The organism is Parabacteroides sp. merdae-related_45_40, from assembly GCF_001915675.1.
Genome location: NZ_MNQY01000116.1, coordinates 27,568 through 40,256, shown reverse-complemented (window position 1 = coordinate 40,256; position 12,689 = coordinate 27,568). Strand labels below are relative to the sequence as shown.

General features: G+C 46.0%; 7 protein-coding genes. All 7 read right to left on the bottom strand.

Going from position 1 to position 12,689, the window contains the following annotated elements:
* Entirely contained in the window at window positions 1-1,386 is a 1,386-nt protein-coding gene (locus BHV83_RS15020) for a Gfo/Idh/MocA family oxidoreductase (protein ID WP_005640744.1), read from the bottom strand.
* 35 nt (window positions 1,387-1,421) lie between these two features.
* Window positions 1,422-3,002, bottom strand: coding sequence for an SUMF1/EgtB/PvdO family nonheme iron enzyme (locus BHV83_RS15015; RefSeq protein ID WP_046452387.1), 1,581 nt, complete (start codon window positions 3,000-3,002; stop codon window positions 1,422-1,424).
* A 216-nt stretch (window positions 3,003-3,218) separates the two neighbouring features.
* The gene (lacZ, locus tag BHV83_RS15010; protein ID WP_005640749.1) at window positions 3,219-6,317 is read right to left on the bottom strand and encodes a beta-galactosidase, LacZ type; all 3,099 of its coding nucleotides are present in this window, start codon (window positions 6,315-6,317) and stop codon (window positions 3,219-3,221) included.
* 32 nt (window positions 6,318-6,349) lie between these two features.
* Window positions 6,350-7,516: a Gfo/Idh/MocA family protein gene (locus BHV83_RS15005; RefSeq protein ID WP_286757673.1), complete on the bottom strand. Its 1,167-nt coding sequence runs from the start codon at window positions 7,514-7,516 to the stop codon at window positions 6,350-6,352.
* Window positions 7,517-7,790: 274 nt separating this feature from the next.
* Entirely contained in the window at window positions 7,791-9,878 is a 2,088-nt protein-coding gene (locus BHV83_RS15000) for a BT4734/BF3469 family protein (protein ID WP_195565061.1), read from the bottom strand.
* A gap of 37 nt (window positions 9,879-9,915) precedes the next feature.
* On the bottom strand, window positions 9,916-10,299 hold the full coding sequence (locus tag BHV83_RS14995) for an HU family DNA-binding protein (RefSeq protein ID WP_022322405.1): 384 nt from the start codon (window positions 10,297-10,299) through the stop codon (window positions 9,916-9,918).
* Window positions 10,300-10,744: 445 nt separating this feature from the next.
* On the bottom strand, window positions 10,745-12,679 hold the full coding sequence (locus BHV83_RS14990) for a RagB/SusD family nutrient uptake outer membrane protein (protein WP_122205863.1): 1,935 nt from the start codon (window positions 12,677-12,679) through the stop codon (window positions 10,745-10,747).
* Window positions 12,680-12,689: the final 10 nt, after the last annotated feature.

The window sequence follows — 12,689 nt, the reverse complement described above, 5'->3', positions numbered from 1 at the left end:
TTATTTTTTCTTTTCATCACGAGGTTTTCCTGGAACCGGAACTGTAAATCCACTCATATCCATCTTGCCTAAGTTCAGGTCTTTCGGAGTATAATCCAGAGGAGAAGCAGTCATTGCATCCCATGTCGTTTCTGCACCGGTGTATGCTGATTCACGTCCCATGATAGCAGCCATGTTGGCAACAGCTGTTTCTGAAGCCTGTTCGATAGGTTTGCCGCCACGGATGCAGTTTACCCAGTTTACATGTTCCAATACATATGGATTTGTCTGTGTATGTGCGTTCTTTTCTGCTTCACCATCGTATTTCCAGATGACGTTACCTGCATTGTCCTTGATTTCCATTTCAGCACTGTTCCAAGAACCTTTTGTTCCTTGGATAAATTCGCTGACGTTAGTGGCACAACCATCAATCTGGCGGCACATACTATGCAAGTGGATGCCGTTTTCCATTGTGAAATCGATGCTGAAGTTATCATACTGGTCGCCCGTGATACGGCGTTGGCGAGAACCGAAACCGACAGCTTTAACCGGTTTCAAGCCGCTGAACCATGTGAATACATCGATGTTGTGCACATGCTGTTCCACGATATGGTCTCCGGATAACCATTTCCAGTTTACCCAGTCCTTGATCATGTATTCGCAATCGTTCCAGTCTTTCTGACGTTCGCGGAACCACAACATGCTCTGATTCCAGTAAACTACACCACCCGTAATTTCACCGATAGCACCTTCCATGATCTTCTTGTAAGATTCGACATAGTTGCGCTGGTGATGACGCTGTGTACCTGTTACGACACATAGATTCTTTGCCTGAGCCTGTTTGGCGGTTGCCATAATCGTACGATAGCCTACCGGGTCGACACAAATCGGTTTTTCCAGGAAACAATGTTTGCCTTTTTCAACCGCATATTGGAAATGTACCGGACGGAATACGGGAGGAGTTGCAATAATGACAACATCGACACCGCTATCGATCAATTGTTTGTATGCATCCAGACCAACGAAACGTTTGTCTTCAGGAATATTACATCCTTTTTCTTTCAGCTTGTCGGCCAAAGCGTCTACACGTTCTTTGAATGTATCGGCAACGGCAACGACTGTCACGCCGTTTGCAGCATCCAAGAAGTTTTCTGCTGCACCGGAACCGCGTCCACCACAACCGATAACACCGGCTTTCAGTTCTTTTCCGTCAGTAGCCTTATCTGGCAATTCCGGAATATAATAAGTTCCAGGTTCTTTCAGAGGTTTGTTTGCAGCTGCACTTTCGCCGCCGCCTGCACATGAGGTTAATACACTTGCACTACCTGTACCGATTGCACCCAGTGCTCCGGCCATAGCTGTACTTTTTAAAAACGATCTTCTGCTAATACTGTTTTCTTTCTTCATGATATAGTAATTTTTAGGTATCAATTAAACATCTGTTATTTCGCTCCAATTGCCGGGTCCGGTTCGCAAACCACACGGAAACCGATACCGCGGATATCCGAATACCACCAGATACTCTTCGGTTGTTGCGGATCAGTCTTCAACCAGGCATCATGCTTTGTATAATCGCGGGCTGCAGAACGAACGTCTGCCGCATCGGAAGTGTAGTTACCGCCGCGTACAACCCATTCTTCTCCTTCTGTGATTAACGGGTTGGTCACGTTATCGCCCCCTTTGCTGTAAGCCTTCGGATCATATTTGTCGGCACAATATTCCATTACATTACCCAACATATTCTTCAAACCGAACGGGTTCGCTTTCACTTCGCCCGGCTCTTGAGTTCTGTTTTTGCTGTTCTTCGCGTAAATCACGAATGAACTGATGCTGTCTGTTTTTGCATCGAAGAACTTACGCCAGAATCCCTGGTCTGAAAAATCTTTCGGGTTCCCGGTGAAGAAATAAGGAGTTTCCGTTCCTCCACGGGCTGCATATTCCCATTCTGCCTCGGTCGGCAGGCGGTATTTTTTCCCTGTTTGTTTGGACAGCCACTGGCAGAATGTTTCTGCAGCATAGTGTGTCATCGTGATAGCCGGACGGTCACCTGCGCCCCATCCCTGGTCGGGGAATCCGAACGGAGGAGTCGGGCCGGAAATGGCATCGACATCCGGATTGCTGTTATTTGCATATACGGTTTCGGGCGGAGTACGTCCTTCACTCATGGTTTGTCCGTAGAATGCCCAATACTGATCCCACGTCACTTCTACTTCAGCCATAAAGAACGGACTGACCGTAACGTTTCGAACCGGAGCTTCATCTGCCTTATGGAACGGTTCTTTATCGGTGCTACCCATTTTGAATGTACCGCCCGGAATGGCGACCATTTTGAATGCAACGGCCGTACCCGGAATTTGTTCCGTATAATCGGTAAAAGATGTGACAGGTGTCGCCGTCTTGAAATAAAGGCTGGTATCAACAGTAGCCGTGGCGGCTCCGGGAATACCTGTTAATTTGCCGTGTTTATAATCCGGATTATAGTGTCCGGCGTCGAGGTGGCAGCTGATACACTGTAAATCCAGTTTCTTTTCGTTTTCGTCATAATAAAGGTGAGCGGTAATGCCGTCCTGGTTAATCCCTTCCGGGAACAAGTTTTGATGGCATTCCTTGCAGGATTCGTTCGGAATATATTTGACGGCATGTTCCAGTTCCGACTTGGTGTTCCAGTCGAAATCCGCACTGTCTTTTGTCATGAAGGACCATACGTCTTTCAATCCCAATTTGGCTTTAGCCGTATAATGATTCCAGGTGTCGCTTTGAGGCGGAAGGTGACAAGCCACGCAATGTGTTTTAACGCCGCTTCCGTTATTTACGTGTTTGGAGAGCTTCCAGCTGTCTTCCGCATGAGGATGAACATGGCACATCATACAGGATTCATCGGAAGAAAAATAAACGGATGTTTTATATACGGCAACCATAATGCCTGCCCCGAGAAGTAATCCGACCAAAAGAATGAAGGTTTTTCCTTTGAAAAATCTCCCTTTTTCGGAAGGATAGCGATTAGAATTGTTGTTAGTAGCCATTTGTTTTTATGGTAAACGATTTTACAATTAGTCCTGAATTAGATTTAAAAATCGGCAATAAAAGTAGTCTTTTTCTACATAAAATAAAAGTTTGCACCCACTATTTAACGAAATATGCATAGTGATTATGCTTTTTTACCAATTTTTGTAAAAATAGGAACTTGTCCCCGCTTCTTGAATGGAAATGCGGGGACAGCTCCCTTCATTTATTGCTGTTTATAAATTAGATTGAATCGGTTTCATGATGAAAGAGAATTCATAATCTCCGTAATGGATACGGTATTGTTCCAGTGGAAGCGCTCCCCAGCTGTTGACGCAACCCAATCCCATTTGTACCTTGTCAATACACATATTGGTGTAGTTTGCCTGAGGTACAAGTTCGGAGTGTCTCTGGTCTTTCTGTACTCCGTCGTCAAGTGATTCGATCGAATAATTCAAGGCTGAAGCCGAGAACGGAGCTTCCGAAATGAACATGAGTCCGTTACCGCCTTTGTTGGTCTGTTTCCACCAACGGATATCCGTTTTGGTTCCTGTTTCCTGCGGGCGGATATAAGAGTAGAACTGTTCGTCTACAGTCTGTCTGTAATTACCCAGGTCGGTGACGTTGTTACGGTCGGAATAGTTCTCGATCGGACCTCTGCCGTAATAGTTGATCTGATCCAAGCATTTAGGCATCTGCATCTGCATGCCGAAGCGGAACATATCGGAAACTTCAGCCGATTTGTCGGCTACCATTTTCTGTGTGACTTTCACTGCGCCTTCGTTGTTGATCGTATAAGTCAGATACAATTTGGCTTTTACTGCATCCATCGTGTATTCGGCATTGACAGTAGCCATGTCGTTTTCGATTTTGTTTGTCAGAGAAACCAGTTTCAATCCCGGTTCTTTCCAGGCGGCATATTTGTTTTGCAGGTTGGCTCCCATATCGTTGTCGGTCGGAGCACGCCAGAAGTTCGGAGTCAGTTTTCCGTCTTCTTTCAGCATCGTCATGCCATTTACATCGTATCTGCACAAGAAACCGTCATGCTTATCGAAGTCCATGCGGAAATTCTCTCCTTCGACGATCAGATAATTGATGTCATTATCTTTAATGGTCGGAATGACAGTCTCAATGTTCACTTGGTGTACATTCTGCAAATCCAGTTTCGGAGCATTGTACGGGCGGATCGTCAACTGGTTTTTGGCTACCGTATAACCGGCAGGCAGCAATGTTTCCGCTTTTTTCAACTTAAAGGCCACATTCAGCAAGAGTTCTTTGCATTTGCAAATGCCCTCTGTGCTATAATTCAGTTTTATGGACTTGGTCTGTTGCGGAGCTACTTCCAGGTCTTTGACCATGCCTGTCTGAACCACTTCGCCGTTAGCCAGCAATTCCCATTCTGCATAGTAACCGTCCAGGTTACGGAAGAAGTTTTCGTTGTATACGTTTACGACACCGTTAGCCAAGTCGGATGGAGTCACCCAGATGGACTGGTAGATATGCCCGACTTCGTGCATATGCGGATTCGGTTTGCGGTCCGGGCTTATCAAGCCGTTGTCCATAAAGTTGTTGTCGGAAGCGTCATATTTATTCCAGTCGCCGCCATAAGCATAGAAAGGAACGCCGTCTTTTGTTTTCCAACGCAAAGACTGATCAACGAAATCCCAGATAAAGCCACCTTGGTATTTCGGATATTTGCGGATCAGATCCCAATATTCTTTGAATCCCCCTTGAGAGTTGCCCATCGCGTGCGCATATTCGCATTGGATAAGCGGTTTGTCGATGTCTCCCTTGCAATATTCTTCACTACCTTTATAGTCACGGTACATCGGGCAATAGATATCGGTGAATTCGCTTGTCCGTGCCTGTTCGTATTGTACGGCACGTGATTTGTCTTCGTTCTTGATCCAGGTATAACAAGCTTCGAAGTTTGGGCCCATGCCGGCCTCGTTGCCTAATGACCAGAAAATGATGGACGGGTGATTATAACCACGCTGGACGTTGCGCTGGTTGCGTTCCATATGTGCTTTGGCGAACAGCGGGTTTTTAGCCAACGTCTTGTCACCGTATCCCATACCGTGCGATTCTACATTTGCTTCAGCAACGACATAAATACCATATTTGTCGCAGAGGTCATACCATAAATTGTTGTCTGGATAATGACAAGTACGTACGGCATTGATATTGTATTCCTTCATGACCTTGATGTCCTGGATCATGCGCTCCGGCGATACGACGTAACCTCCGTCCGGATCCATTTCGTGCCGGTCGGCTCCCTTGAACAAGACTGGTTGTCCGTTTACCAATATCTGGGCGTTTTTCAATTCGATCTTGCGGAAACCGACTTTCACCGGAATAACCTCAGTCGTGTTGCTGCCGTTTTTCAAAGTGGCGATCAGTGTGTAGAGAACCGGAGTTTCGGCAGTCCATTTCTCAGGATTGCTTATTGCCATGTCGGTGGAAACTTTGCCCGAACCTTTGACCGACGAAGTAGCGACTTCTTTGCCGGCCTTATCTAACAGTTTCAGGTCGACTGTCCCGCTGCCTTTCAGGTTCAGGGAAACATTTAAAGTACCGTCTTTATATTGTGCATCCAAATCCGGAGTCACGCGGATGTCCTGAATGTATTTCGGAGTGCGGGCATAGAGGTAGCAGTCGCGGCCTACTCCGGAGAGGCGGAGGAAATCCTGGTCTTCCAGATAAGTCCCGTCGCACCAGCGGAACACCTGGAATGCGATCAGGTTTTTCCCTGGTTTCAGGTATTTGGTCAGATTGAATTCGGCTTCAAGTTTGCTGTCTTCACTGTAGCCGACGAATTGTCCGTTCACCCAAAGATACATGTTTGATGTGACAGAACCGAAATGAGCGAATATCTCTTTCCCTTTCCAGTCTGCCGGAACCATGATCTCTTTACGGTAAGAACCTACGTGGTTGTTTTCCGTAGGAACTTCAGGCGGGTTGTTCTTGAACTGGCTTCTCCAAGGATACCCGACATTCACATAGATCGGGTCGCCATAACCGTTCAGTTCCCACAAGCCGGGTACTTTCAGATTATCCCATCCCTTGTCGTTGAAGTTCACCTGATAAAAATCTGTCGGGCGCATATCTGCATTTTTTACCCAGAAGAATTTCCAGTTACCGTTCAAGGTCATAAAATTCCCGGATGATTCCTTACATCCTTTCAATGCACTGTTTTCGTCTTCGTATGCGAAATAGTTGGTGTGCATGGGAGCTCTGTTGATCTCGTTTACGTTAGGATCTCTCCACTCGTTTTTTTGAGCGAAAGCTGCCGTCCCGAGCAGGGACAGGCAGCAAGCAAGTACGTTTAGTTTCATAAGATGTTATTTATTTACGGTTTTTCAGGATTTCAATCAATCCATTTTTGCCATTTTACATTATCGTTATATCCGGCTTCCACCATTGTTTCAATGAATTGCATACCTCTTACGCCATCGTATACGGTCGGGAAATCCAAGCAGTCTCCACTGGGTGTTTCTCCGTTTTTGATAGCTCTGACGGTAAGTGAGAAATTGCGGTAGATATTGGCAAAAGCTTCGATAAAACCTTCCGGGTGTCCTGCCGGAGTTCGGGTATTCCACAGGGCTTCGGGGGTCAGGTAGCCGTTGTTGCCGATATCCAATATTTCAGTCGGACGATCTCTCCATCTCAATGTCAGCGTGTTCGGCTCCATCTGGCGCCATTCCAGTCCGCCTTTTTCACCATAAATACGGATGCGGATATTATTGGCTTCGCCTGTTCCAATCTGTGTTGCGGTCAAGACGCCTGTCACATCGTTTTCGTAGCGAAGGAATGCCGCCCCGTCGTCATCGATCGGACGTCCGGGAACGAATGCCTTCAGGTCGGCACATAGTTCTTTGACTTTCAGTCCGGTAATATATTCGCTCAAATGCCAGGCATGTGTTCCGATATCCCCTATGCAACCGGCTTTGCCGGAACGTTTCGGGTCCGTGCGCCATCCGGCATTGTTGCCACCTAGCAATTCGATACGTTCGGAAAGCCATCCTTGCGTATATTCTACATAGACGCGGCGCAATTTTCCGAGTTCGCCTTTCGCGATACGGGCTTTCGCCTCTTTTACTGCCGGATAGGCCGAGTATACATGTGTCAGAGCCAGCACTAATCCGGTCTCTTCCACTTTTTTCTGTAGTTGTTTGGCCTCTTCGAGTGAGAACGTCATCGGTTTATCCACGACCACATGGAACCCTCTTTCAAGAGCCATCATAGCTGGTTCGAAATGCCAACGGTTGGGAGTCACGATCGTGACAAAATCCATCCTTTCTCCTTCCGGTAAGGTCATTTCGTGTTCGAACATTTCTTGGTAAGTGCTGTAAATCCGGTCTTCCGGCAAAAAGTACGATAAACCGGAGCTTTTGGATATCTCAGGGTCTACGCTGAAACATCCGCAAACTAATTCGATCTGATTGTCCATAAAGGCTGCGCGACGGTGGATCACCCCGATGAAGGCGTCACTACCTCCTCCAACCATTCCCATTCTTAATTTTCTGTTCTTCATGATATTATTAAATTAGCAATTCGGTGAATTGAGATATTGCCCAAAGTTACAAAATGTTGTAATAAGTGCAATGTGTTTTGCAATAAATAATTTGTTATGCGAAGTGTATATATCATATACAAAAAAAACTTGATTCCGAAAATCAATATCACTGTATCACTTTTTATTTTTAACTGACTGTATATTAGTATGATGATATGCAATTGGTGCTTGAAATATCTATCACGCTTATATCACTCATATGTCACCGCTTTTTTATAAGTTAAAAGTCTTTTTAGGACTTGCTTAGCTCAACTACCTGATATATAGTGCCTCTGTTGCTTCTTTTCGAAGGAATGCCGTTTCGCTTCAAAAGACGTCCGAAGTTGGAAATGACGGTTTTTGTGTAGCTGAAATCACGTTGTTTCTGCTTGATCCGCCCTAAAATCTCTATCGACAGAAGAAATTCGCCTACCTCATTCTTTTTCGGGAGTCGGAAATATTGCAGGAACAGTTGTTCTTCGGGCGGTATTTGCTGGAACTGCCGGTTGTTGGCGACTATTTCGGCTTCTTCCTCGTGTGTGAACCAGTAGCGTTCGCCGTTAGCCAATGCTTCCATCGCCTGTGCATACAGCTGCTCGTAGTCGATCGGTTGTATATAATCGATGGTGTCTGTGACTTCGATGCAAATGAAACGCCGGCTACCGGTCGGGTCGGTCAGGATATTGAAGTTGTTGCTTGTCGCGATGAATGTGGCGTAACGTCTTAAATTCCTGTTGGCCGTCTGATAGGGCAGCCGTGTACTGACATTCGCTTTTTGCAGGATATGCTTCAGGTAGCTTTGGTGCGTATCCTTGACGGAATCGAACTCGTCTATGTTTACCAGGGCATAGCGGTGCAAAGCCAACTCCGTATCCCGGCGCTTGCTGAAATCGATGCTGTCTGTGTAGAACTGCCGCAGTTCGGGAGGCAGGATGTTCAGGCAATAAGTCGATTTGCCGCATCCCTGGTCGCCGACCAGTAGGGGAGTAGTGCTGTTGCCATGTTCCCGGTCCAACCCTAACCAGTGCGCTACCATACTGAGGAACCATCTGTGGAAGTGGTCTGCCCATCGGATATTGTTGCAAGGTACGCGTTTGGCAAGCTTCCGGATATGATCTTTGCCATCCCATTTGGGCAGATGTCCGAGATATTCTTCTATCGGGAAAAAAGTGGGTATGTTGTCCGAGTAAACATATCGTTCGATGTCTTTATCCCAGACGTTCAACCCTTCTTTGTGCGCTTCCGTACAGATGGAGTTGCGGACTTCGCGGGTGAAAGGGCTGAATGTGAAACGTAGGAGCGATTTGTCCCGGTATTCCACTTCGCCACTCATCTTGTTGTTTCTGATTTCGTAACGGCGCAGCATGAATTCTTCTAATTGCAAAGTCAGCGACATGATTTCAGGCATGAATGTTTTTCCGGCGAGCGCTTCTTTCAGTGTGTAGACGGATCGGAAAGTCATGCGGATTTCCATCTCTTTGGATCTCAGATCGTTGTAAAGCAGTGTGCATTGTACGGCATCCTCTTCTGGGATACCGGCTTTCAGGCAATTATCGGCTAATAGGGTAAAGACCGGCTTGAGATCCCCGTCTTTTATCTGTCCTGATTTTCGGATGGCGTCTACCATCGCTATGCTGAACAGTGTAGCGATCCGATAGTTGCGTGACATACCGGGCATTAGCCTTTGAAGTGGTTCGGATGGTTCTTCCGGGACGATACGGATCTCTTCCGAATCCGCCATCCGCATCGGTTGCTCGATCCGGATGGCGACGGCATCGGGGTTGTATACCGGCTGCGGGTCGTAGCTCATGCGGCATCCGTGCTGTAGGACCGGTTCTTTCAGTGTGATGTTACGTCCTAATTGTGGCTGGTAGTATTTAACTGCCGTCAAGTAGGCTTGCGAGTGGAATCGTTTGACCTGTTCGGGTGAGCGTGGAAGCGTCCCGTCCGGCAGTGTGAACGGGATCACTATTTTCACGCTTTTCCCGCTAAAGCCGACGAATGCCAGTAGCGTTTGCGGCATCATGGCGGCTTGTTGCCGGATTTGTACCGCTTCTTGCAAGTCGGAAAGATGGTTTACTTCGAGCAGCACCAATCCCGAATAGTCGCGCATGGGAGGGGCGGGTTCGCCTGTCTTGCGGAAAGTCCCTCCGAAAACGACCACCGGAAGTTTCTGTATGTAGCTGTTTTGCGTGCCGGGCAGTGCAAACATGGCTTTGTCGCGTGTGGTGCTGACCGGTTTGTTGAGATTCTCTGTTCGTAGGGCAGCCTGCAGTTTTTCCATTTCGACGGAACGCATGACGAGCGTCTCCTTTTCATATCGATATAACGTTACCTTCATCTTTGATTGTTTTTTATCATGAATTTCTACTTGCAAATCATTTCCACCTTTCAAACTTGAGTCTTTTCATGAACTTCTTCATTTCCGGATCAGCCTTGATGCATAGCCGTTTAGCTTTCACGCGATGAGGCGTGCAGTCTTTTGGGTTTTCATATCCTTCACTTCCGGCCGAGAGGAACAATGTTCCTATGCCGTGAAGGTTTATGGTGTACCCCATATCCAGTTGGAACTGGATTTCGCGTCCGATTTCGATTATGGCCGCCAGTATTTCGCCTCTTGAAAGCGTGCACCGGGTAGAGATACATGTAGCCAGTTGTTCGGTCGATACTTGCCCGGATGTTACCGGGACACCATAATAGCGGATTTTTTCTGTTTCTCCGCTTTTGTCCACTTTGGGACGTACTACATAAGCGTGTGACATAAGCTGTATTTTTGATAAAACCAATGAATAAAACTGAGAGAAGTGCCTAATTAACTTTCTTTACACCCGGATTTACATTTCTGAACACCCGGGTGACGGCGGTCTGTACATGGGGGTGTAGGGGTTGGAAACATCCGGATGTATATGACTTTAAGTCCTTACAAAGATAATAAAAATATAGAGGAAATGCAAGAAAATCAATGGTTTTTTTAAAAATAAATGAGACTTGTTTTAATACACAGTCAACCTATTTCAGGACGAGACAAGTGATGGATGGTGATAGGGAAGTGATACATAAAAAAGGGCATGTATCACTTCTTTATCGGTTGATAATTAATATGATATCATGAAAAAGTGATAGAGTGATATTACAAAATATGCACAAGAAAAAATAGGGAGGAAGTAAAAAACTTCCTCCCTATTCTGATTTGTTTGGAAACAGGTATTATTCGTAATACGGATTCTGTATGATCGCCGGATTACGTAATGTTTCTTCTAACTTGATAGGGGCGAAATACATCTTGTTGTCCCATTTGCGTTTCTCAATATAGTTCAGATTGAGAACTGTCCAGGTGTAATTATAGACTTCTTCGTCATGAACATACGGTAAAGATGCTGTCTTGCCCGGTTTTAAACGGCCGACAATTGATACACCGGTTAATTTCTTGTTTCCGATTTCCGGTGCAATCATCCAGCGACGTATGTCATAATAACGTGAATGTTCATAAGTTAATTCGACACGACGTTCATGGCGCAGGAATTCACGCAGATCACTTTGGTTGAATGTTTGTCCGCGAACAGCCAATGTGGCTTTGGTATCCGGCCGACCGATACGTCCACGGATAGCGTCTATATAAATGACTGCTTCATCCAATTTGTTTAATTCGATACAGGCTTCGGCTGCAATCAAATACATTTCGGCTAAGCGGATGTAAGGCATCGGACAAGTTTGGAAGTTGTGTTCGTTGGCTGCTACAGAACCGTCGATCAATTTCTTTTCCAAATAGCCGGTGTAAGTACCATTCCAGTTTTCGATCTGTCCCATACGGGTATCAACGCCGACCATACCATTGAATTTTTCCTGCTTGATGGGATTGTTATCGTCATCAACTGAATATATGGCATTGACGTTATTGCCGCCTTCACTTAATTCATAATAACCGAATTGCAGGTTACCCAGTGGAGTCGCATCGAACACGGCTCCATCGGAAGCTCTGGGGCGTCCCCACTCTGCACCATCATAACCGATAGTTGCATAGAAACGTGGTTCACGGTTCATATACGGATTTTCGGTGGTTGATTCACCCGGTTTCAATAGCGTATTCGGGATTTTACCTTCTTCTGTTTCGAAAGCCATCACCAAGTCATGTGTCGGAGCTGTTCCGGCCCAGTTGTGATAACCGTTCGGCCCATGCAATAGGGCTACACGGTTACGAACCCAGTTGTCGGCATTCAAATCTTTGTTTACATACTGTTTCGACCAGATAGTCTCTTCGTTGTTCGTGATAATGATGTTATGGAATTTTTCTGCAATTTCCTTGATGGTACCGGCATTACAGTCAATCAAAGAGTAATTGCTGTCATTGATAACATCTTTAGCGGCATCTAATGCTTGTTGATATAATGCTTGACGGTCACCTGTATATTGGTTACACTCTAATTTATTGACGGTACGATCAGCAAACAATGGGCTGGCTACATGCAGTAACAGACGTGCTTTTAATGCTTTAGCTGCTCCTTTGGTAGCACGACCTAAATTGACACCGGTTTGTTGTTCAGGTAATAGGTTGGTAGCTTGTTCGATGTCTTTCAGAATAAAATCCATTACATCCGCAACATTGGCACGTGGTAAATTTAAGGCCGAAGCTTCTTCAATGCTATACACTTTGTCTACGATGGGTACGCCACCGAAACCACGGAGCAACTCAGTGTAGATATATGCCCGAAGGAAATAAGTTTCTCCTTTCAATATATTCAAGTCTACACCGGTCTTTTCAGGAACGTTGTCGATATTTGCCAAAACCAGATTGGCACGATAGATCCCTTTGTATTGCTTGCTCCATTTGAACGGGCAGTCGTCACGGTCGTAAGCGCCCAAGTTGCTCGGTGAGACGGTCGCTTCGTTGATATCACGGCATCCGTATACGTGCGTAAAGAAAGCATCATCTGTCCAGGCGTCTGGATTTACTTCTTGTGCTATGTCGCATACGTACGAATAGACATCGTTGACAACCGTTTTTGCTAAATCTGCATCTGACCAGACTGTTGCTTCGTCATACTGGTCTTCAGGTGTGAGGTCCATGAAGTCGGAACAAGAACTAAGTGAAAGTGTCAGTCCCGCTGCTGCCGAAAGGCAGATATATTTCAATTTTGTTTTCATAATAATTATC